The sequence below is a fragment of the Streptomyces sp. NPDC087844 genome, assembly GCF_044742785.1.
In the GTDB taxonomy this organism is placed as follows: Bacteria; Actinomycetota; Actinomycetes; order Streptomycetales; family Streptomycetaceae; genus Streptomyces.
Map to the genome: position 1 here is coordinate 37760 of NZ_JBIUVD010000015.1, position 22015 is coordinate 59774.

At 70.0% G+C, this 22015-nt stretch carries 20 protein-coding genes and 2 tRNA genes; 11 read left to right on the plus strand and 11 right to left on the minus strand.

Going from position 1 to position 22015, the window contains the following annotated elements; translation table 11 throughout:
- Window positions 1-150 precede the first annotated feature (150 nt).
- From ACIOKD_RS26575 to ACIOKD_RS26595, 5 genes are all read left to right on the plus strand, one after another.
- Window positions 151-930 (plus strand): HAD-IIA family hydrolase, encoded by a 780-nt coding sequence (locus ACIOKD_RS26575; RefSeq protein WP_402088843.1) that lies wholly within the window; start codon window positions 151-153, stop codon window positions 928-930.
- A 132-nt stretch (window positions 931-1062) separates the two neighbouring features.
- Entirely contained in the window at window positions 1063-1710 is a 648-nt protein-coding gene (locus ACIOKD_RS26580) for a hypothetical protein (RefSeq protein WP_402088846.1), read from the plus strand.
- Between the two features lie 6 nt (window positions 1711-1716).
- Window positions 1717-2412 carry a class F sortase gene (locus ACIOKD_RS26585; RefSeq protein ID WP_402088848.1) on the plus strand — a complete coding sequence of 232 codons (696 nt, stop codon included), beginning with the start codon at window positions 1717-1719 and terminating at the stop codon, window positions 2410-2412.
- Between the two features lie 30 nt (window positions 2413-2442).
- Complete coding sequence (locus ACIOKD_RS26590; protein WP_402088850.1) at window positions 2443-2634, plus strand: hypothetical protein; 192 nt, start codon at window positions 2443-2445, stop codon at window positions 2632-2634.
- A gap of 243 nt (window positions 2635-2877) precedes the next feature.
- A complete protein-coding gene (locus ACIOKD_RS26595) occupies window positions 2878-3897 on the plus strand; it encodes a glycoside hydrolase family 6 protein (protein WP_402088853.1) in 1020 nt (339 codons plus the stop codon).
- Between the two features lie 136 nt (window positions 3898-4033).
- Here ACIOKD_RS26595 and ACIOKD_RS26600 read toward each other — a convergent pair whose 3' ends face one another.
- The 4 genes from ACIOKD_RS26600 to ACIOKD_RS26615 form a co-directional block, all read right to left on the minus strand.
- Window positions 4034-5971: a galactose oxidase-like domain-containing protein gene (locus ACIOKD_RS26600; protein ID WP_402088855.1), complete on the minus strand. Its 1938-nt coding sequence runs from the start codon at window positions 5969-5971 to the stop codon at window positions 4034-4036.
- Between the two features lie 100 nt (window positions 5972-6071).
- Window positions 6072-8087, minus strand: coding sequence for a glycosyltransferase family 2 protein (locus ACIOKD_RS26605; RefSeq protein WP_402088858.1), 2016 nt, complete (start codon window positions 8085-8087; stop codon window positions 6072-6074).
- A gap of 312 nt (window positions 8088-8399) precedes the next feature.
- Entirely contained in the window at window positions 8400-9110 is a 711-nt protein-coding gene (locus tag ACIOKD_RS26610; protein WP_402088861.1) for a FadR/GntR family transcriptional regulator, read from the minus strand.
- A gap of 134 nt (window positions 9111-9244) precedes the next feature.
- Window positions 9245-9318 (minus strand) — tRNA-Lys (locus ACIOKD_RS26615).
- 179 nt (window positions 9319-9497) lie between these two features.
- Here ACIOKD_RS26615 and ACIOKD_RS26620 point away from each other — a divergent pair.
- The 5 genes from ACIOKD_RS26620 (at window position 9498) to ACIOKD_RS26640 (ending at window position 15366) form a co-directional block, all read left to right on the plus strand.
- Window positions 9498-10883, plus strand: coding sequence for a peptidoglycan-binding protein (locus tag ACIOKD_RS26620; protein ID WP_402089287.1), 1386 nt, complete (start codon window positions 9498-9500; stop codon window positions 10881-10883).
- A gap of 64 nt (window positions 10884-10947) precedes the next feature.
- The gene (locus ACIOKD_RS26625) at window positions 10948-12156 is read left to right on the plus strand and encodes an SPFH domain-containing protein (protein WP_402088863.1); all 1209 of its coding nucleotides are present in this window, start codon (window positions 10948-10950) and stop codon (window positions 12154-12156) included.
- Window positions 12143-12796: a nucleoside/nucleotide kinase family protein gene (locus tag ACIOKD_RS26630; protein WP_402088866.1), complete on the plus strand. Its 654-nt coding sequence runs from the start codon at window positions 12143-12145 to the stop codon at window positions 12794-12796. The genes ACIOKD_RS26625 and ACIOKD_RS26630 overlap by 14 nt, the downstream gene beginning before the upstream one ends.
- Before the next feature lie 147 nt (window positions 12797-12943).
- Window positions 12944-13564: a lytic polysaccharide monooxygenase gene (locus tag ACIOKD_RS26635; RefSeq protein ID WP_402088868.1), complete on the plus strand. Its 621-nt coding sequence runs from the start codon at window positions 12944-12946 to the stop codon at window positions 13562-13564.
- Window positions 13565-13689: 125 nt separating this feature from the next.
- Window positions 13690-15366 carry an AMP-binding protein gene (locus ACIOKD_RS26640; protein WP_402088870.1) on the plus strand — a complete coding sequence of 559 codons (1677 nt, stop codon included), beginning with the start codon at window positions 13690-13692 and terminating at the stop codon, window positions 15364-15366.
- A gap of 56 nt (window positions 15367-15422) precedes the next feature.
- On the opposite strand, the gene ACIOKD_RS26645 is transcribed toward ACIOKD_RS26640, so the two are convergent.
- The 6 genes from ACIOKD_RS26645 to ehuB all read right to left on the minus strand — a co-directional run bounded on the left by ACIOKD_RS26645 (window position 15423) and on the right by ehuB (window position 19725).
- Window positions 15423-15496: transfer RNA gene (locus tag ACIOKD_RS26645), tRNA-Lys, on the minus strand.
- Between the two features lie 98 nt (window positions 15497-15594).
- Complete coding sequence (locus ACIOKD_RS26650; RefSeq protein WP_402088872.1) at window positions 15595-16353, minus strand: IclR family transcriptional regulator; 759 nt, start codon at window positions 16351-16353, stop codon at window positions 15595-15597.
- Window positions 16354-16606: 253 nt separating this feature from the next.
- A complete protein-coding gene (gene ehuA / locus ACIOKD_RS26655; protein WP_402089290.1) occupies window positions 16607-17377 on the minus strand; it encodes an ectoine/hydroxyectoine ABC transporter ATP-binding protein EhuA in 771 nt (256 codons plus the stop codon).
- 49 nt (window positions 17378-17426) lie between these two features.
- Complete coding sequence (ehuD, locus tag ACIOKD_RS26660) at window positions 17427-18077, minus strand: ectoine/hydroxyectoine ABC transporter permease subunit EhuD (RefSeq protein WP_402088875.1); 651 nt, start codon at window positions 18075-18077, stop codon at window positions 17427-17429.
- Complete coding sequence (gene ehuC, locus ACIOKD_RS26665; RefSeq protein ID WP_402088878.1) at window positions 18074-18793, minus strand: ectoine/hydroxyectoine ABC transporter permease subunit EhuC; 720 nt, start codon at window positions 18791-18793, stop codon at window positions 18074-18076. The genes ehuD and ehuC overlap by 4 nt, the downstream gene beginning before the upstream one ends.
- The gene (gene ehuB, locus ACIOKD_RS26670; protein WP_402088880.1) at window positions 18790-19725 is read right to left on the minus strand and encodes an ectoine/hydroxyectoine ABC transporter substrate-binding protein EhuB; all 936 of its coding nucleotides are present in this window, start codon (window positions 19723-19725) and stop codon (window positions 18790-18792) included. The genes ehuC and ehuB overlap by 4 nt, the downstream gene beginning before the upstream one ends.
- Window positions 19726-19822: 97 nt before the next feature.
- Here ehuB and ACIOKD_RS26675 point away from each other — a divergent pair, with 97 nt between their 5' ends.
- Window positions 19823-20323: a DUF3830 family protein gene (locus ACIOKD_RS26675; protein ID WP_402088883.1), complete on the plus strand. Its 501-nt coding sequence runs from the start codon at window positions 19823-19825 to the stop codon at window positions 20321-20323.
- A 250-nt stretch (window positions 20324-20573) separates the two neighbouring features.
- Here ACIOKD_RS26675 and ACIOKD_RS26680 read toward each other — a convergent pair whose 3' ends face one another.
- Complete coding sequence (locus tag ACIOKD_RS26680) at window positions 20574-21974, minus strand: amidase (RefSeq protein ID WP_402088886.1); 1401 nt, start codon at window positions 21972-21974, stop codon at window positions 20574-20576.
- Between the last annotated feature and the right edge of the window lie 41 nt (window positions 21975-22015).

The window sequence follows — 22015 nt, forward strand, 5'->3', positions numbered from 1 at the left end:
CGTCCCACCCCACGTCCCTTCCCTCCCCGTCCTCCCCCTCCGCCAAGATCCAGCGGATGGCTAGGCTGGGGGCGTCGGCACACGGTGGTGACCGGCGACGCCGGCGCACCCGCACGGCTCACGCAGAACGCGTACGGCAGGAGACGGCACATGGCAGAGCGCAAGCCCATCGAATCGTGGCTCACCGACATGGACGGGGTGCTCATCCACGAGGGCGTGCCCATCCCCGGCGCCGACGCCTTCATAAGGAAGCTCAGGGATTCCGGGAAGCCTTTCCTGGTCCTCACCAACAACTCCATCTACACGGCCCGGGACCTGCACGCCCGCCTGCGGCGGATGGGCCTGGACGTGCCCGTCGAGAACATCTGGACGTCCGCCCTCGCCACCGCCCAGTTCCTGGAGGACCAGCGCCCCGAGGGCTCCGCGTACGTTATCGGCGAGGCCGGTCTGACCACCGCGCTGCACGACATCGGGTACGTGCTGACCGACCACGACCCCGACTACGTAGTCCTCGGCGAGACCCGTACCTACTCCTTCGAGGCGATGACCAAGGCGGTGCGGCTGATCAACGACGGCGCCCGTTTCATCGCCACGAACCCCGACGAGACCGGCCCGTCCGCCGAGGGCGCGCTGCCCGCCACCGGCGCGGTCGCCGCGCTGATCACCAAGGCGACCGGCAAGCAGCCGTACTTCGCGGGCAAGCCGAACCCGCTGATGATGCGCACGGGGCTCAACACCATCGGCGCGCACTCCGAGACCAGCGCGATGATCGGCGACCGCATGGACACCGACGTCCTGGCCGGTCTGGAGGCGGGCATGGAGACCTTCCTCGTCCTCACCGGCCTCACCACGAAGGCGGAGATCGAGAAGTACCCGTACCGCCCGTCCACGATCGTCGACTCCATCGCGGACCTCGTCGAGCGCGTCTGAGCCGACCGCACGGGCAGCCGACCGCACGGGCCGTCACCCGCACGGGCCGCCACCCGTACGGCGCAGTGGGCCCCCTCCCCGGATGCGCCCGCCCGGCCCGCGGAGCACGCTCCAGATGTCTGGAGGTTCACGATGGGTTCACTGCGACTCGCTCTCTGTGCCGGTGCGGCGGCAACCGCCGCACTCGCCCCCATGGCGTACGCCCCCTCTGTGTTCGCGGCCGACGGAGGTGTCCGGGTGTCTCCGGGGTCCCCGGCTCCCGGCAGCGACATCCGGCTGCGGGTCCGGGGGTGCACCGGGATGACCGGGACCGCCGCGTCCGCGGCGTTCGTCGCCGACGCGCAGCTCACCGGGGCCCAGGGGGACCTCACCGGCGAGACCCGCGTCCGCTCGACGCTCGACCCGGGCACGTACGACATCAAGGTCACCTGTGACGGCTTCGAGCAGACGCTCAAGGGCACCGTCACCGTCGCCGACAAGAAGCAGCGCGAGAAGCGGGAGCGGGAGGAGAGGGAGAAGCGGGAGCGGGAGGAGAAGCAGGGGCAGGGGCAGAGGCAGGAGCAGCCGGACGGCTCGGCCGCCGCTTCGCCCGCCGCGCCCGCGTCCCCCGTCGCCCCCGTGCACGCGGGCGGTGGCGGTACCTCCCGGCTCGCCGCCGCCGAGGCCAGGTCGGACGGGCCCGGTACCCGGCACGCGGTCGTCGGTCTCGTCCTGGCCGGGGTCGCCGCCGTCGCCGTGGCCGTCAGCAGCGCCCGGCGGGGCCGCCGCCGTACGGACTGAGCGGCCATGTCACCACGCACGCACCCGGACCACCGGGAACACGTGGCGGGCGGTGGCCGGCTCCTGATGGGAGTCGCCTGGGCGCTGCTGCTGCTCGGACTGTGGCTGTGGGGCCGTGAGGTCACCGACGTGCGGCAGGGCATATCCTCGCCGACCACCGGTGACGTGGCGGCGGTCGGACGCCCGCTCGGCGTCCAACTGCCGCCCGCGGTCCGGCCGCTGGGCAACGCGCGGCCCCAGCGCGTGGACGTGCCCGCCCTGGGCGTACGGGCCCCCGTGGTGAGCCGCGGCCTCGACCCGGGCGGGGCGATCGATCCGCCGCCGTACGGGCAGCCGGGTACGGTCGGCTGGTACGGGGACGGGGTGCGGCCGGGGGCGGCCGGGACCGCGCTGCTCGTCGGGCACGTGGACACCGAGACCCGGCCCGCGGTCTTCTACCACCTCAGCGAGGTACGGCCGGGTGCGGCGGTCCGGGTGGTCCGGGACGACGGCACGGTCGCCGAGTTCACCGTCGAGGACGTACAGGTCTTCGCCCGCGACCGCTTCGACGCCCGGCAGGTGTACGGGGTACGGCAGACCGGGCGCGCCGAGCTGCGGCTCATCACGTGCGGCGGCTCCTTCGACCGAGGCAGCCGCACCTACACGGCGAACGTGGTCGTCTCCGCGTACCTCAGCGGCACCGGTCACGACAGCGGCCGTTGAGCGGTGGCAGGCGTGGCAGGCGTGGCAGGCGTGGCAAGCGTGGCAAGCGGTGGCGACACCGGCCCGGTCGACGACCCGCTCCCCCGGGAGCCGTCGACCGGGCTGGTCCTCGACCGTGCTCGCACGGGCTGCGGGAGTAACCCGGCGACCGGCACGGGAGGCTCAGGGTCCCCGTCCGAGGACGAGCGGATGGCCGGACAGCCGGGGTCCCGGGCCGTCTGAGACGACTTTAGAACGGATGAGCGTTCCGGCCTAGGGTCTGAATGACGCCAAGTCTCATGGCGGTGGCACTGTGTTATCCGCGCAGGTGGCCGCAGCGTCCGGACCGGTGCACGGGACTCCGCGACCGCCCGGTCGTCCGGCGCTGTAACAGCTGGCAGACAAGGCGTGACTGCGCTCGTGGGCGGCCCGACACGTATGTCAGGATTGCTACTTCGGACGGTGCACCCGAGGGGGAGTTTTTCGATGTACGGGAGCAGGGGGGCCGGGGCAAGGGCGTCCGTGGCGGTGGCAGGAGCTGTGCTGCTGCTCGGGGCGTGTTCGTCCTCGGGCGACGGCGGCGACAAGGACAAGTCGGGCGCCAAGGTGAGCCAGCAGCCCAAGGAGAAGGACCCGTTCTGGGTCAACCCGGACGGGAACGCGGCCGAACAGGTCGCCACCTATGTGAAGGACGGCAAGGACGAGGACGCCGAACTGATCCGCACGATCGCCGAGCAGCCCACCGGTCAGTGGCTCACTCCGGAGAACGCCGAGCGGGAGGCGCGCGGTTTCACCGAGGCCGCCGCGAAGGCCGACCGGGACGCGCTGCTCGTCGTCTACAACATCCCGCACCGCGACTGCGGCCAGTTCTCCGGTGGCGGCGCCGCCGACGGCAACGCGTACCGGACCTTCATCGACCAGGTCGCCAAGGGGATCGGCGACCGGGCGACCACGGTGATCCTGGAGCCGGACGCCGTGCTGCACATGGTGGACGGCTGCACCCCGCAAGAGTTCCACGAGGAGCGCTACGACCTGCTCCGGGGCGCGGTGGAGAAGTTCAAGTCGCTGAAGAACACGAAGGTCTACCTGGACGCGGGCAACGCGGGCTGGGGCAAGTCCGACGACATCGCCGAGCCCCTGAAACTGGCGGGCGTCGAGAACGCCGACGGATTCGCGGTCAACGTGTCCAACTTCTACAAGACGCCCGACAGCACGAAGTACGGCAAGGAGCTGTCGTCGAAGGTCGGCGGCAAACCGTTCGTGATCGACACCAGCCGCAACGGCAACGGCCCTTACACGGGCGGCGACCCGGAGGAGAACTGGTGCAACCCGCCCGGACGCGCCCTGGGCGAGACACCCACCACGGACACCGGTGACGACCTCGTCGACGCCTATGTGTGGGTCAAGCGGCCCGGCGAGTCCGACGGCACGTGCAAGGACGGACCGAAGGCGGGCCAGTGGTGGCCGGAGTACGCGCTGAAGCTCGCGAAGGCCAGCAAGCAGTGACCGCTCGCATGTGAGTCGCATGTGAGTCGCATGTGAGTCGCATGTGGCTTGTACGTGGCTGGTACGTGACTGGTACGTGACTGGGGGCGCCCTCCGTATGAGGAGGGCGCCCCCAGTCACGTACCAGCCACGTCCGTCAGGGGATCTTCACCCACTGGGCCTTGCTCGGGGTGCCCTGGTCGTCCGTCACGAACAGCATGTACCAGCCGGACTCGACCAGGTTGCGGCTCTTCGGGACGGTGACCTCGATGCCGTCCTTCGTCTTCTCGAAGTCCAGAGCGATCGACCGCTGGTCTACGTCGGTGACGTGCGTCGAGGCGCTCGGCCGGATCAGCCGGGCCGACTTGACCGCCGAGGAGTGCTTCGACGTGAACGTCGCCGACTCGCCGCGCTCGATGGTCTTCGGGCCGCCGGAGAGCGTCGGCCGCGAACCCTGGAAGAGGTACGGCGGCGTGTAGATCTCCACCCGCTGCTCGAACTTGCCCGGCTTGGTGTTGCCCTTGTCGGCGTAGAGCGAGTCCGAGCCGAAGAACATCACCCGGCCGTCGGGCAGGAGGATCGAGCCCGAGTGGTAGTTGCGGCCCACCAGCGGGTCGGCGACCCGCGTGAACTCGTTGGTCTTCGAGTCGTACATCCGGGCCTGCAGGATGTTGGTGTCGCCGCGTCCGCGGTAGTCCTCGGAGCCGCCCGACACGAGCACGTCGTCGTCCGGGAGGATCGAGTACTGCGGGTAGCGCGTGCCCTTCTCCATCTCGGGACCGTCGACGAACTTCGGGTTGTCGGCCAGCAGGTCGATGATGCGGGTCTTCTTGCTGGACAGCTTGGACTCGCCGACCCCGCCGCCGCCGATCACCATGTACTTCTCGTCCTGCGCGGGCGGCAGCAGCACCGTGCCCGCCGTCTCCAGGCGCTTCGGGTCGGACATGCCCTTGAGCTTCTTGAACTTGTTCGTCTCCAGGTCCCAGACGCCCGGGTCACGGCCGACGTCGTCGGGTCCGTAGCCGGCGTTCGCACCCGAGTAGAACAGCTTGCCGTTCTGCATCAGGGAGATCGCCGGGTAGGTCGGGAACTGCCTGACGCCGTCGGTGTACGTCCACTTCTTGGTCTTCGGGTCGTACACCTCGTTCTTGCCCGGCACCAGCTGGCCGATCTCGTCCAGGCCGGAGAGGCTGAGGATCTTGCCGTCGGAGAGCGTGGTGAGCGTCGGGTACCAGCGCGCCTCGTTCATCGGGTCGACCTTGATGTACTTCTCGGCGACCGGGTCGAACTCGTAGGCATCCTTGATGCCCTGGAAGTCCTTCTTGTCGAGCGCGAGCTTCTCGGCGATGCCGTACGTGTTGCGGGTGTCGGCGCCGGAGAGGCCCTGCACGCGGTAGTTGTCCTGCGTGCCCGTCTCGTACTTGGCGCCGCTCTTCTGCGCCTCGACGTAGATCCGGCCCAGGCCCGGTTCGTTGCGCAGGAACGCGCCGGTCGCCTTGTCGAAGACCTTCTTGGCCCGCTCGACGACGATCGGGTCCTTCGAAACGAACGTCTTGCCGCCCTCCTTGCCCGTGAACCGGGTTCCGGAGGGCAGGGTGATCGGCTTGTCCGGATTCTCGTTGTGGACGACCATCAGACCGCCGGCCTTGGTGGTGTCGCCCTTGAGCTTCTCGTAGCGCTTGGTGCCGCCGGCGATCAGCAGATTGCCGTTGGGCAGCTGCGTATGGCCCGTGCAGAACAGGTCGGCCGGCGTCGGAACCTTTTTGATCGTCTTCTTGACCGGGTCCCATATGCGGGTGTCGAACTTCTTCGCGTCGAAGTTGTCCTGGTTGTTTCCCGAACCGGCGATCAGCAGGATCTTTCCGGTGTGCAGAAGCGCGGCGTGAATGGTGTTCAGCCGGTACTTCTCGGGAAACTCGACAATGTCCCACTTGCCGTTCTCTGCCTTGTACTCAGGTCTGTTGATCTTGTACTCGTGGTACTGCTCCGACCCGAAGCGGTAGAGCGCGGGTCCGTTCATCCCGGCCAGCGCAAGCACCACCGCCGCACCTATCGCGATGCGGCGGGCACGGCGGCGGCTGGAACCGTCTTTCACTTCATTTCCTGTCTGACTCGACTGACTTGGCCGGCTCGGACCAGGCCTCGTCCCTGGTCCGGCCCCTGGGGTGGATTACGCGGCGCGGCAGCCGCGTACCTCAGTTCCCGGGCGAACGGTGCTGTCCCCCGAGGGAGATCTGCACGGTCTGGTCGTTGCCCCCGCCCGACGCCCAGCTCGGCTTGTGCTGGGGCGCGTGCTGCTGCCCGTGCGGGGGTGTGTGCTGAGGCGCGGGGGACTGCTGCGGCTGGAGGGGGATCCGGCTGTCGTACACGGCCGCCGGAGCCGCCGGGGGCTCCTGGGGGGAGCCGTGGCGGTGCTTTCTCCCCTTCTTGTCCTGTCGCATCATCCAGCGCCAGGCGAACATCGGCGAGGCCGTGATGAGCAGCGCGAACGTCGCCCAGATGATCATCGCCGGGTGGGCGTGACCGTAGACGAAGCCCGCGGTGATCGAACCGCTGAAGATCGCTATGAAGTACCAGTGGTACCGGAACGTCCCGAACCAGGTGTCCGGGCTCGCGGAGTCGCCCTTCGGGGTCACCACGAACTTGCTCTTGCGGCGCAGCATCGAGTCGATGAGGGCCTTCGCGTACAGCGGCGCCGACAGCGCGGACATGATCATGCCCGCCACGCCGCCGGAGCCCTCGGGCTCGTGCGGTGAGACGTTGTGGCGGCGGTTCCAGACGTAGAGGCCGATCTGCAGCGCCGAGGCGTTGCCGTAGAGCATCAGCCAGATCGCCGGGTCGATGTTCACACCCGAGGCGCCGAGGCCCAGGAACAGGGCGCAGCTCAGTGCGGCCAGGATCCAGTTGAGCGCCGACATCGGGTAGAAGATGATCATCATCGTGTAGTTGAAGAACTTACTCGGCGGCAGCGAGTAGGCGCCCTTCCAGTACTGCTTGAGGATCGTCTCGTACGTACCCCGCGACCAGCGCATCTGCTGGGTGAAGAAGTCCGTCCAGGCGTTCGGCCCCTCGCCGACCGCGAGGACGTCCGGGGTGTAGACCGAGCGCCACTTCCTGCCCGTCACCGGGTTCTTGTGGCGGTGGATCTCGAAACCGGTCGCCATGTCCTCGGTGATCGAGTCGTACAGGCCGCCGATCTGCTTCAGCGTCCTGATGCGCACGGCGTTCGAGGTGCCGACGAACATCGGCGAGCCGTACGCGTTGCCCGCGCGCTGGATCAGCGCGTGGAACAGGAACTGCTGCGACTCGGCGGCCTTGGTGATCGGGTTGTCGTAGTTGCCGTAGACCTGCGGGCCGATCACGAAGCCGACGTCCGGGTCGCGGAAGAAGCCCAGCATCCGCTCCAGGTAGTTCGGCAGCGGCACGTGGTCGGTGTCGACCGAGGCGAAGAAGTCGTAGTTGTCGCCCTGCGCGTCCAGCCAGGCGTTGTAGTTGCCGTGCTTGGTCTTGGCCCGGTGCGGGCCCTTCTTCTGGTTCCACTTCGCGATGCCCTTGCGGGAGAAGTGGTGCACACCGAGGCGCTCGCAGACCGCCTTCACCTCGGGGTCGTCGCCCTCGTCGAGCAGCCAGACGTGCATGAGGCCGCGGTGGCGGATCCGCACCGCGGCTTCCAGGGTCTTCGTCACCATCTCCAGCGGCTCCTTGCCGGGCACGAAGGAGGTGAGGAAGGCCACTTTCGTGCCGGACTCGGGCACCACCGGGATCGGGTCGCGGGCGACCAGTGTGGCGTGCGCGTTCGACAGCACGTTCATGCAGCGGAACAGCTCGATCAGACCGATCGAGACGAGCATCACTATGTCGAGCGCGGGCAGGAAGTCGTAGGCGGGATAGTCCCGGTCGGTCCAGTGCGCCGGCTGGAGCAGCCAGCCGAGCAGCACGAGGGACAGGAGCGGGGCCGCGCCCAGCATCAGCGCGGCGCGCAGCCGGTGCGGCTCCTGCGAGAGCAGCGTGCGGTACTGCACCTTGTACGGCTTGGTCGGATCCGGCTGCGTGAGAGGACCCGCGAGCCGGCTGTAGTGCTCGTAGTCGTATCTCGGCAGGTTCTTCTTGATTCTGCGGAAAGTGCCGGTCCGCGTCTGTGACGGCACCCTCAGCTGGGTGGTCTCGGACGGGTCGGAGTTCTGCCGGGCGCCCGTCGGCGTCGACGTCATGAGTCATCCCCCCACACGCGAAATTCCACGTGCTCGTTGTTCCCTTCGCCGGCCGGTCCCCCTGAACCCGCACCGGCGTATCAACAGCAGGCCCCCGTCACCACATCGTCCACACACCTTATAGACATGGCGGAGCGGCCTTCCGGTTGCATGATGCCCCCCTCGGCATCCGTTCATTGACAGGGCCCCATTCCCCGCCTTCGCACGCAACCGCTTTCATGCCCCCAACCGCTCTGTAACCGCAGCCTCTTGCCGCCCAGGGTTCTATGCCGTTCGTCATGATCGCAAGACGCGAAACACGGTGTTTACCGGTCATACACGCTCATTGGGGAGCCTGTTGATCTCGTTCGGTACCGTTGCTGTCAATCGCATACGAATGTTGCCGAAGTGTTCTCTTATTGCTTCCTCGGCCCGCCCCGAGTCGCCGGAGCGCACCGCGTCGAGGATCTCCCGGTGCTGCCGGCAGGTGACCTTCGGGTCCTGCGGGAGTTCCACGAGATCCGTGCGTACGCGGTGGAAGGCGTCCCAGAACGCCTCCAGGAGCTCACTCAGCAAGAGGTTGCCCAGACCACGGTAGAGGGTGGCGTGGAACGCGCGGTCGGTCTCGGTGAGACCCGCGCCGGCGGTGGCCTCGGCCTCCATGCGCTCGACCAGTGCGTCCAGGACGGCCAGGTCGTCCTGCGGGACGTTGCCCGCGACGCGGGAGACCAGGCCGGTCTCCACGGCCTCGCGCAGCTGCAGGAGCTGCAGGAGGCTGTCCTCGCCGCGGTAGTGCCCGGCGACCGTGCGGAAGGCCAGGCCCTCGATCATCGGCGCCATGGACATCGGCCCGACGTAGGTACCGAAGCCGTGCCGGATCTCGACGATGCCCATCGCCTGCAGGGCCTTGAGGGCCTCGCGCACGGAGTTCCGGCTGGCGCCGAGCAGCTCCATGAGGTCGGGCTCGGTCGGCAGTACGGCGCCCGAGGGCAGCCGACGGTCGATGATGAGCTTCTTGATCTGCTCCTGGAGGTCGCGCGCCATGGCGAGAGGGTAGCGGGCCGTAAGGGTTCGGCCATACGCGAAGAGGCTCCCCGCCTGTGCGGGGAGCCTCTTCGTTACTTCTCTCGCTCTTCTTGAGAGCCTCTGCTTGAGCCTCTTCATTGAGCATCTGCCTGTGCGCCGCCAGGGACTCGAACCCCGGACCCGCTGATTAAGAGTCAGCTGCTCTAACCAACTGAGCTAGCGGCGCGTGCGGCTCTCGCCGAAGAGAACTCTACCGGACCTTCGCGGGGCGTTTGGCCGGGGTGAGCCGCAGCCGACAACCGGTACATCATTCGGACCGTCAACATGCGGCACGAGCGACAAGTTGCGAAACTGACGAACGTGCAGAAGCGCGGAGAACTCCAGCAGGACGACGACGGGAAAAGCATGACCGCTCCGGCATTCGAGGAATTCGATCCCGAGAGCGACTGCGACTGTCCCGGATGTACGCACTGGCGGCGCGTGCTGCCACATTCCAGGACCGGCGGATTCGGCGGGCATCCGGCCGCCCTCGCCCCGGCCCACGCCCTGGCCCGGGCAGGGCGGACCCCCATGGCGTTCGCCCTCGCCGCGGCCACCGGCACGGTGCTCGGCGCCGCGGGTGCCACCCCCGCCGTCGCCGCCGCGCACGCCCCGCAGCGGCCCGGTGCCCCCGCGGCCGACGACCCCGGCACCCCGCAGGGCGGCACGGCCCCGCTGCACGGCCCCGGCGGTGTGCCGGCCAAGGTGAAGGCGCCTCGGACCACCCGGGCCGAGATCATCAACCGGGCCAGGGAGTGGGTTGTCGCGCAGGTGCCCTACGACATGGACGCGTACTGGTCCGACGGCTACCGCCAGGACTGTTCCGGCTTCGTCTCGATGGCCTGGAACCTCGGCGGGAACGAATGGACGGGCAGCCTCGACAAGTACGGCGTCAGAGTCACCCAGGGCGATCTCCAGCCGGGGGACATGCTGCTCTTCCACAATCCGGCCGACCCCGAGAAAGGGTCCCACGTCGTGATTTTCGGCGGCTGGACGGATTACACGCAGAGCCATTACATCGCGTACGAGCTGACGCGCCCGCACGCCCGCAGGCAGGCCACTCCGTACGCCTACTGGAGCAATTCGGACCGCTATCTCGGCTATCGCCACAAGGGCCTCAAGCCGGAGCCGGGCAAGGGCGGCACGGGCACCGGTACCGGCACGCCCGTCACCTCTCCGGCCACGGCCGGCCATCCCGGCGCGACCGCCTTCGGGCCCGGCGCGAACAACGCGTACGTCACCCGGCTGGGACGGATGCTCGTCGCGCGGGGCGCGGGGAGGTACTACGTCTCGGGGCCGGGGCCGCGCTGGTCGGACGCGGACCGGCGGGCGACCCGGGCGTTCCAGCAGGCACAGGGCTGGACCGGGGCCGACGCCGACGGACTGCCGGGGCCGGCGACCTGGTCGTACCTGGTGAACGGGAAGGGCCGGGACGTGAGGGCCGCGAGCGGCGGCCCCGGCACTCCCACGAAGCCCCCGCCCGGCGGTGTCGCCTCGCACGGCGTCCCCGGCTATCCCGGACGGGCGATGTTCCGGCCCGGTGCCGACAACGACCACGTCACCCGGCTGGGGAGGCAACTGGTGAGGAAGGGATTCGGCAAGTACTACACGCGGGGCCCGGGACCGCGCTGGGGCGAGGGCGACCGGCGCAACGTCGAGGCGTTCCAGCGCGCGCAGGGATGGCGCGGCGGCGCGGCCGACGGCTACCCCGGCCCGGAGACCTGGCGACGGCTCTTCGCCGAAGCACCCTAGGGCGGGTTTTCCACCGGTACGGCGGTTCTTCCTGGCGCGGAGGCGCGGAGGCACGGAGGCACGTATGAGTACGACGACCACTTCACACTCCCCGGAGTCCGAGGGGCCGCCCGAGGCGGGCGGCCGGGACACCGGCGGCCGGGAGGCGGGTGGCCGCGGGGCGCGGGTCATCCACAACGAGGCGACCACCGAGATCCCGGTCCACCTGCTGTTCCGCGACGAGGGCGAACCGGTGTCCGTGGCGCTGGCGCCCGCCGTGGTGAGCCGCCGGCGCGGTACGGGCGAGCAGCCGCGGATCGCGCGGCGCGCCCCCGCCCCGCTGCGGCCGAGGCCCACGCCGGAGGTCGACCCCGATCTCGTCGAGCGGCCCGCACGGGTGCTGCCGGGCATGGCCGGAGTGCTGGCCGGCGCCGTCGGTACGACCGGTTGCGTCCTGGCGTCGTGGTGGGCGGGTGTCCTGCCGCCGCTCGCCGTGGACGCGCTGGGACTGCCGACGCACACCGGTGCCGGGCTCGGCGGACCGCAGTGGGCGGCGCTCGCGGGGTGCGGGGCGCTCGCTCTGTTCGGGTTCGGCGGGCTGGCGCGCGGCCGCACCGGGCGCGCCTGGGTGCTGGGGCTCTTCGGCCGCTACCGGGGCACGGTCCGGCGCACCGGGCTCATGTGGGTGAACCCGCTGGTGCTGCGCCGCCGTATCGACGTGCGGCTGCGGCACTGGCGGAGCGAGGCGATGCCCGCGGTCGACGCGAACGGGGTCGCGCTGCGGGTCGTCGTGCTCGTCGTCTGGCGGGTGCGCGACACCGCCCGCGCCGCGCTCGGCGTCGAGGACCACCAGCTGTATCTGCGCGAGTGCGTGGAGGCGGCGCTCGCCCGGGTGCTCGCACAGCTGCCGGCCGATCTCTCACCGAACGCGTCCTACGGGCCGAACCCGTCGGGCGCGGCGGACTCCGCGACCCTGCGCAACACGGAGGCCGTCAGCGACTCGCTGACCCGGCTGGTGGCGGCGGAGGCGGCGGCGGTCGGCCTGCAGGTGTACTCGGCGCAGCCGCTCGGGGTGGAGTACGCGCCCGAGATCGCCGCCGTGATGCAGCGCCGCCGGATCGCGGCCCTGGACGCCCAGCACCGCGACAAGGTCCTCACCTCCGTCGTCGACTCCGTCGAGGACACGGTGACCCGGCTGACCGTGCGCGGTCTCGTCGAGCTGGACGACTACGAGCGCAAGGCCCTGGTGAAGGACCTGACGGTGGCGTTCTATACGGGGCATGGAGATCGATGACCCCCGCACCCTCGCCGGCCTCGCCTCGGACGCCTGGAGCCTGACCGAGGAGACCCCGCGTGCCGTGCTCGGCCTGGCGGGACCGCCCGGTGCCGGCAAGTCCACCCTCGCCCGCGCCCTGGTCGCGCACCTCGGTGAGGGCGCCGCCTATCTGCCGCTCGACGGCTTCCACCTCTCCAACGCCCAGCTGGAACGCCTCGGCCTGACCGCCCGCAAGGGCTCCGAGCCGAGCTTCGACGTGTGGGGGTACGTCGATCTGCTGCGCCGGGTCCTCGACGAGACCGCCCGCGACATCTACGTACCGGACTACGACCGCACGCTCCACGAGCCCGTCGCCGCACGGCATCTGGTGCCTCCGGCCGCCCGGCTCGTCGTCACGGAGGGGAACTATCTCGCCTGTGATCTGCCGGGGTGGCGGGACGCGTACGTACTCATGGGGGAGTGCTGGTACGTGCAGGCGCCCGGGGGCGTGCGGCAGGAGAGGCTGGTGGAGCGGCAGTTGGCGGGTGGGAGGGACGAGGCGCAGGCGCGGGAGTGGGTCGCCACCAACGACGACCCGAACGGACGGCTGGTGGAGAAGTCGCGGGACCGGTGCCAGCGGGTCCTCTCCACGATTGGTATGGACCCATCCCGCTTTTGACGTGGACTTGATATGGACACAGCCAAGTCGTGGCAATAATCTGGTACTTGGTCTAGACCTAAATCATCGCCTCAACCTCACCTTCACGCATCGCGATGCGCGCGCACGGCTCACGGAACTTCCCCCACGTTCTCCAGGAGCGGCAGCATGCGAGAAATCCCCCAACCCCGAAAGCGGCTGAAGTGGTACGCCGCCGCCGTCGGACTCGCCACCACCGGAGCGATCGTCCTCTCCAGCGGCGGGGCCACCGGCCACGGCTACACCGATCTCCCCGTCAGCCGGCAGAAGCTCTGCCAGAACGGCGCCGTGGCCAACTGCGGTGGCATCCAGTGGGAGCCCCAGAGCGTCGAGGGCCCCAAGGGCTTCCCGGCCTCCGGCCCCGCGGACGGCCGGATCTGCTCAGGGAACCACACCGAGTTCGGCCAACTGGACAAGGCGACGACGCCCTCGGGCGGCGCCTGGCCCACGACCAAGGTCAGCAGCGGGCAGAGTTACACCTTCCGCTGGCAGTTCACGGCACGGCACTCCACGACCGACTTCAAGTACTACCTCACCAAGAACGGCTGGAACCAGAACGCTCCGCTGACCCGGTCCGCGCTGGACACCACCCCGTTCCTGACCGTCCCCTACAGCGGTCAGCCCCCGGCGACGCTCTCGCACAGCGGCACCCTGCCGTCCGGCCGGAGCGGACACCACGTCGTCCTCGCGGTGTGGACCGTCGCCGACACCGGTAACGCGTTCTACGCCTGCTCGGACGTCACCTTCTGAGCGACCGCAGGGCCACCCCCCACGGGTAGGTTCCACGCACGTCGGCATGGCCGTGACGGCGTGCGTGGAGCTGTACCGCCCTCACCCCTCGTCATCTGACGTGCCGTCAATTATGGTGCGCCCCCATGGGAGCCAGCAGCGTGGGGGCCACCGGCGCCGGGGCGGACAGGCGTACCGTCGCCGAACTCGTACAGGAGCGGTGGGGTGACCACCGGCCGGGGCTGTGGTTCGAGGAACGGACCCTGACTCACCACGAGATGGCCGCGGGCGCGGCGGCGCGGGCCGCGTTGTTCGCCGAACTGCTGCCGTCCCGAGTGGAACCGCATGTGGGCGTGCTGCTCGACAACACCCCCGAGTTCCCGCTCTGGTTGGGCGCCGCGGCCCTCGCGGGCGCGGCCGTCGCGGGGATCAACCCCACCCGCCGCGGCCCCGAACTCGCCCGTGACATCCTCCACACCGAATGCCGTGTCCTGGTCACCGAGCGGACCCACCTCCCCCTCCTCGACGGCCTCGAACTCCCGGGCGTACGCGTCCTGGTGACCGACACCGAGGCGTACGAGGACCTGCTCGCGCCCTACGCGGACGCGCGCCCGGAGCCGGGACCGGCGACCCCGCGCAGCCACTTCCTCCTCTACTTCACCTCCGGCTCGACCGGTGCGCCCAAGGCGGCGATCTGCTCGCAGGGGCGGCTCGCGGCGGCCGGGCGGTCGCTGGTCGGTCATTTCGGCGTGCGCGTGGACGACGTGCACTACATCTGTATGCCGATGTTCCACGGCAACGCCGTGATCGCCGACTGGGCACCCGCCCTCGCGGCCGGCGCGGGAGTGGCCCTGCGGCGCCGCTTCTCCGCCTCGGCCTTCCTGCCGGACGTACGGGCCTACGGGGCCACGTACTTCACCTACGTGGGACGCGCCGTCCAGTACATCCTGCAGACCCCGGCCCGTGCCGACGACCGCGACAACCCGCTGCGCACGGGCTTCGGGACGGAGGCGGGGGCGGTGGACGCCGCCGCCTTCGAGGAGCGGTTCGGGGTGCGCCTGGTGGAGGGTTACGGATCGTCGGAGGGCGGGGCGGCGATCCAGTGGTCACCCGGGACGCCGAAGGGCGCCACCGGACGGGCGGCACCCGGCGACGACCTCGCGGTGCTGGATCCGCGGACCCGCGCCGAGTGCCCCGCGGCCACTTTCGGCCCCGACGGTCTGCTGCTCAACGGGCACGAGGCCATCGGCGAGCTGGTGAACCGCGGTCCCAGTCCCTTCGAGGGCTACTGGCGCAACCCGGCGGCGGACGCGGCGCGGGGCAGGGGCGGCTGGTACTGGACCGGCGACCTCTTCTATCGGGACACCGACGGATTCCTCTACTTCGCCGGCCGAACGGACGACAGGCTCCGCGTCGACAGCGAGAACCTGGCCGCCGCCGTGATCGAGAACATCCTCGCCCGCTACGAGGGCGCGGACGCCGTGGCCGTGTACGCCGTCCCCGACCCGGTGGCCGGCGACCAGGTCATGGCCACCGTGGCAGGCACCTTCGACCCGCTCGCCTTCGAGGCCTTCCTGCGCGCCCAGCCGGATCTGGGTACCAAGATGGTCCCCCGTTTCGTACGGGTCGTCGACCGTATGCCGGTCACCGCCACCAACAAGATCCACCGGACCGGGCTGCGCCGCGAGGGCTTCCGGTGCGTGGACCCGGTGTGGTGGCGGCCTGCGGGGGAGGCGCGGTACCGCCGGCTGGGCGGGGCCGACGTCGAGGGGTTGGTGGCGCGGTACCGGGCGCGGGGGCGCGAGGAACTGCTGCTGAGGTGAGGCGGACAACGCGAGAAGCCCCCGCTCTCGCGGGGGCTTCTGCTGTGTTCCTCTTGTGCGCCGCCAGGGACTCGAACCCCGGACCCGCTGATTAAGAGTCAGCTGCTCTAACCAACTGAGCTAGCGGCGCGTGACCCTCGCCGACCGCTCTTCGCGGCTGGCGACAGGGAAAATACTACCCGGTCCTCAGGGGTGCTCCGGACCACCGGCGGGGCGGAGGGGTGCTGCTCAGATGGCCAGTGTGAGGAGTACCGGCGCCGCGCCCCGGTTGAGGGTGTCCGCGGCCTCGCGCAGCCGGTGGGCGTGCTGCACCGGGAGGGAGAGGGCGAGGCAGCCCACGGCCGAACCGGCCGTGATGGGGACTGCCGCGCAGACCGTGCCGATCGCGTACTCCTGGAGGTCGAGCACGGGCACGGTGGGGGCCTGGGCGTCGAGCCGGGACAGGAGCACCCGTTCGTTCGTGATGGTGCGCGAGGTGAGCCGGGCCATCCGGTGGCGGGAGAGGTGGTCGCGCCGGCCGTTGAGGTCGAGCTGGCCGAGCAGGCTCTTGCCGATGGCGCTGGCGTGGGCCGCGGAGCGGAAGGCCACCCATTCGTTGACCGCCGGGGTGGCGGGGCCCTCCGCGCACTGGGTGACGTGGATCTCACCGTCCACGTACCGGCTCATGTAGACGGCGGCGCCGACCGAGTCGCGCAGCCGGTCGAGGTTCTGCTGGAGCTGGACGCGCAGTGCCTCGTCCCGGTCGCGCACGGAGCCCAGCCGGCCGAAGGCCTCCCCGGTCACGTACGCCCCGTCCGCGAGCTGCTCCACGTACCCCTCGCGGCGCAGCATGCGCAGGAGGGCGGTGAGGCGCTCGGTGCCGAGGCCGGTGTGCCGGGCGAGCTCGACGTCGGTGATGCCGGTGGTGTGCCGTGCCACGGTCTCCAGGACGCGCAGGGCGTCCTGGGCCGAGTGGTACGGCGCGGTCGACTCGCGCTTCAGCGCCACGGTGATCCCCTTGCGCTTTTCGGCCCGGCGCGCGGGTCGACGTCACGCGCATCGACCCGCACAGCAACGCAGCCCGGACGGGCCGGGCCCCCTACACGATAGCCGTCGAGCCGGGGACGGGGAGGGGCTGTTGGCGGGATTGGTGGCGTGATCCGATCCCCTCAACAGTGGCGCATGCCCTTGGCGTATGCCAAGGGCATGCGTCGGCGCCCGGCTCGGGCGCGGTGCACAACCGTGTCACGGCGTCACGGCGTCACAGCACCGCGCCGAGGAACTCCCTGGTCCTGTCGTGCTCCGGGTCGCCGAAGATCTTCTCCGGCGGTCCCGACTCCAGGACCCGACCGGAGTCGAACATCAGCACCTGGTCGGAGATGTCCCGCGCGAAGCTCATCTCGTGGGTCACGCACAGCATCGTGATGTCGGTGCTGCGGGCGATGTCCCGCAGCACGTCCAGGACGCCCGCGACCAGCTCGGGGTCGAGCGCGGACGTCACCTCGTCGAGGAGCAGCACCTGCGGCCGCATGGCCAGCGCCCGCGCGATCGCGACGCGCTGCTGCTGCCCGCCGGAGAGCTGGCTCGGGTACTTGTCGATGTGCTCGGCGAGGCCCACCAGGTCGAGCAGCTCGCGGGCCCGCTCCTCGGCCGCGTCCTTGGACATGCCGAGCACGGTGACCGGCGCCTCGGTGATGTTGCGCAGCACCTTCATGTTGGGGAAGAGGTTGAACTGCTGGAAGACCATCCCGATGTTCTTGCGGACCTCGCGGATGTGCTTCTCGCCGGCCGGGACCAGCTTGCCGTTCCTCTCCTCGTGGGTGAGGTAGTCGCCGCCGACCTTGATCGTGCCCTCGTCGGGCTTGAGCAGGGTCATCAGCAGCCGCAGGATCGTCGTCTTGCCGGAGCCGGACGGGCCGATCAGCGTGACGTGCTTGCCGGACGCGACGGAGAAGTCGAGCTCGTCGAGGACCGTGTTGCCGCCGAAGCGCTTGGTGACCTTGTCGAACCGGATCAGCTCGCTGCCGTCCACCGCCGGGTTGACGGCGGAGTCGACGTCGGAGTCTTTGGTGAGGGGGGTGTCAGCGGACAAGACGTCGCTCCAGGGCTCGCATGAGGAGGGAAGCCGGATAGGAAATGAGGATGAAGGCCACGCCGATGACCGTCAGCGGCTCGGTGAACTGGAAGTTCTGCTGCGCGAAAAGACGCGCCTCACCGAGCATGTCGAGGACGGTGATCGCCATCAGCATCGGCGTGTCCTTGAGCATCGAGATGACGTAGTTGCCCAGTGCGGGCACCACCCGGCGGATCGCCTGCGGCAGGATCACCGCGGTCCACGTCCGGGTCAGGGGCAGGTTCAGTGCCGTGGCCGCTTCCCATTGGCCGGCCGGCACGCCCTCGATACCGGCCCGGTAGACCTGCATCGTGTACGTCGAGTAGTGCAGCCCGATGGCGACGACACCGGTGGTCATCGCGGAGAACGTGATGTTCCACTCGGGCAGCACGTAGAAGAGGAAGAACAGCTGCACCAGCAGCGGGGTGTTGCGGATGAACTCGGTGACGACCCCGACCGGCCAGCGCACCCAGCGGGTCGGCGCGCGCATCAGCAGCGCCCACACGAGCCCGAGGGCGAAGGAGATCAGCGAGCCGAGCACCAGGGCTTGCAGGGTGACCAGCAGGCCGTCCCAGAAGTGCGGCATGAAGTCGCCGACGGCACTCCAGTCCCATGTCATACGGCACCTCCGCCGACTCCGGTGGTCTCCGGGCGGTGCAGCTCGGCCTGGGACACACCCTTCTCAGGAACCTCTCCGACTCCGGCCTTCAACCGTTTCTCCAGTCCACGCATGAGCCGCGTGAGCAGAAAGGCGATCACGAAGTAGATCAGCAGGATGTACGTGTAGATCTCCGCGCTCTCCTGCAGCGCGAGCCGCACGAGGTTCCCGCTGAAGGCCAGGTCGCCCATGCCCATCACGGACACCAGGGCGGTGCCCTTGAGCAGCTCGATCAGCAGGTTGGAGAAGGGCGGGATCATCTCCGGCACCGCCTGCGGCAGTTGGATCAGCCGCAGCCGCTGCCAGGGTGTGAAGCTGAGCGCGATACCGCCCTCGACCTGTGCGGGGTCGACGGAGTTCAGGGCGCCGCGGACGATCTCGGAGCCGTACGCCCCGTAGGTCAGACCCAGCGCGAGCGTGCCCGCCCACATCGGGACCAGCTGCCAGCCGAAGGCGGGCGGCAGCACGAAGAACACCCAGAAGATCATGATCAGCGCCGAGGTGCCGCGGAACACCTCGGTGTAGAAGCCCGCGAGGAAGCGGACGATCCACAGCCGGTGGACGCGTGCGACGCCCACCACGAAGGAGACGGCCGCGGCCAGCAGCGCGCTGAACACCAGCAGCTGGACCGTGACCCAGATCCCCTTCAGTACGAGTTCCCAGAGTCCCGATGTCATCCGCCGCACAGCTCCTTCGCGGTCATATCGGTCATCTCGTTCTTGGTGAAGCCGAAGGGCCGCAGGATCCGCAGCAGCTCACCGCTGTCCTTCATCTTCTTCAGCTCCACGTTGAAGGCGTCCCGCAGCCTCGTCTCCGTCGGGCGGAACGCGAAGCCGCCGCCGTCCGTGTGCGGCTTGCCGTCCACGAGCGGCGCGAAGGGCTCGGTCGACTCCACCTTGCGGGACTTCTTGACGACCTCGCGGGTGGTCAGCGCCGTCCCGGCGAAGACGTCGACACGGCCCGCCTCGACGGCGTTCATACCCGCGACCTGGTCCTGGACGATCAGGATGTCGCCCTCCTTGTACCCGGCCTCGACCGCGTACTGGATCTCCGCGTAGCCCGTGCCGGTCGCGAACTTCGCTCCCGACTTCACGACGTCCTCGTAGTCGCGCAGGTTCTTCGGATTGCCCTTGCGGACGATGAAGGCGTCGAGCATCTGGTAGTCGGGGTCGGAGAAGATCACCTGGGCGCAGCGCTCGGCGTTGATGTACATCCCGGCGGCGACCACGTCGAACTGCTGGGACTTCAGACCGGGAATGAGCGAGCCGAACTCGGTCGGCACGGGCTGTACGCGGTCCACCCCCAGCCGTTTGAAGATGACCCTCGCGAGTTCCGGGGCCTCACCCGTGAGCTCGCCGTCCTTGTCGATGTAACCGAAGGGGATCTCGCCGGCGATACCGAGGCGTACGACGCCCTGGGCCTTCAGCCGGTCCAGGAGGTCACCGCCGTTCTCGCCCGACGCCGTGGCCACGCGGCTGCAGCCGGCGGCACCGAGCGCGCCGAACGCGCCGAGTGCCGTGACACCCGCCAGCAGTGACCGGCGGCTCGGGCCGCGGTTCCCGACGTCCGGCGAAGCTTCCTTCGAGTCGTTCCCAATTGGTGGAGCCATGGGCGCGCGGCTACCCCAAGAGATGTAAATTATTCGGATTGATTTGCGCCCCGATCCCCGCGGCGGCGGTATTGACCCCGGGTGGACCATGGAACCCATGGCTGATCGCTACATCGACGTGTCCCTGTCCAAGCGCGGAGTCCACTGCACGGCGAAGCTCCTCGACGACCGCGCACCGATCACCTGTGAAGCCGTCTGGAACGCGTTGCCGCTCGGCGGCGACGTCTACCACGCCAAATACGCCCGCAACGAGATCTACGCCCTGCTCCCGGCCTTCGCGCCGGCCGAGCCGCCCCTGGAGAACCCGACCGTCACACCCATCCCGGGCGACCTCTGCTACTTCTCGTTCTCCGGCACGCAGCTGGGTTCCCAGTCGTACGGGTACGGGGGCGCGTCCGGCGTCCGGGCGGGCACGCCGGTGATCGACCTGGCCCTGTTCTACGAGCGGAACAACCTGCTGCTCAACGGTGATGTGGGGTGGGTGCCGGGGATCGTGTGGGGCCAGGTGGTGGAGGGGCTCGACGCGATGGCGGAGGCGTGCAATGACCTGTGGCGGGCGGGGGCGCTGGGGGAGTCCTTGGCCTTCCGCCGCTCCTAGGGTCGGGGCCCGGGGCCGACGGGTGTGAGTCCTGCGGCCCGGTGGGGGCCGGCCGCGCAGTTCCCCGCGCCCCTAAAAGATTGCGCAGTTCCCCGCGCCCCTTGAAGGCGCCTGCGGCGCCATCGGGCGCGCCCTACAGGGGCGCGGCTGTTGAGGGGCGCGGGGAACGGCGCAGTCTTCTGGCTTTTCAGGGGCGCGGGGAACTGCGCGGCCGGCCCCCACCGGGCCCGCAGCTTCCCCGGCCTCCCTCCTACACGCGCGGAGGCGCAATCCCCCCGATTCCGGCCGCGTACAACGCGTGCGCCGTCCGCAGGACCAGCCCGTCCTGATGACGGGCACCGACCACCTGCAACCCCACCGGCAGCCCGGACCCGTCCACCCCCACAGGCACGGTGGCAGCCGGCTGCTGCGTCAGGTTGAAGGGATACGTGAACGGCGTCCACCCCGTCCACCTGCGATACCCCGACCCACGAGGCACCTCCGCCCCCGCCTCGAACGCGGTGATCGGCATCGTGGGCGTCACCAGCACGTCGTACGTGTCGTGGAAGCGCCCCATCCGCCGCCCCAGCTCCATCCGGACGTCCACCGCGGCGAGGTAGTCCAGCGCGCTGAACCGCTCACCCAGCCCGACGATCTCCCGCAGCCCCGGATCGAGCAGCTCCCGCTGCCGCGCGCCGAGCCGCTGCGTCACCCGCGCCGCCCCGCTGAACCACAGCACGTGGAACGCCTCGACGGGATCCGTGAAATCGGGGTCGGCCTCCTCGACGTACGCGCCGAGGGCCGCCAGCCCCTCCACCCCGCGCCGCACGGCCGCCGCGACCCCGGGCCGCACCGCGACCTGCCCGCCGAGGGAGGGCGAGTAGGCCACCCGCAGGCCCCGCACACCACCGCCGAGCCCGTCCACGTACGAGCCCGCCGCCGGTCCCAGCCCCGACCAGTCGCGGGTGTCCGGGCCGCTGATGACATCCATCATCAGCGCCGCGTCCGCCGCGTCGCGCGTCATCGGCCCCACGTGCGCGAGCGTCCCGAACGCGCTCGCGGGATACAGCGGCACCCTCCCGTACGTCGGCTTCAGCGCGAAGATCCCGCAGAAGGAGCCGGGGATACGGACGCTGCCGCCCCCGTCCGTGCCCAGGGACAGCGGGCCCGCGCCCAGCGCCACGGCCGCCGCGCTCCCGCCGCTCGACCCGCCCGAGGTGCGGGAGCGGTCGTACGGGTTGCGCGTCACCCCGGACACCGGCGAGTCGGTGACGCCCTTCCAGCCGAACTCGGGGGTGGTCGTCCGGCCCAGGAACACCGCCCCGTGCTCGCGCAGCCGCGCCACGGACGGAGCGTCCTCGTCCCAGGCACCGGCCTCGGACACGGTCCGCGAACCCCGCAGGGTCGGCCCGCCCCGCATCAGCAGGATGTCCTTCACCGAGACCGGCACGCCGTCCACGAGGCCGGCCGGCTCACCGCGCCGCCATCGTTCGGCGGACTCCCGGGCCCCGGCGAGCGCCGCCTCCTCGTCGAGACGTACGAACGCGTTGACCGCGGGCTGGATCTCCTCGGCCCTGCGCAGCGCGGCCCGCACCGCGTCCACGGGGCTGAATTCACCCTTGCGGTACCCCTCGACGAGTCGTACGGCCGTCAGTTCGGTGAGCTCGGTCATCCGGTCATCCGCCCCTCCAACGTGTGCCCAAGACGCGCGCC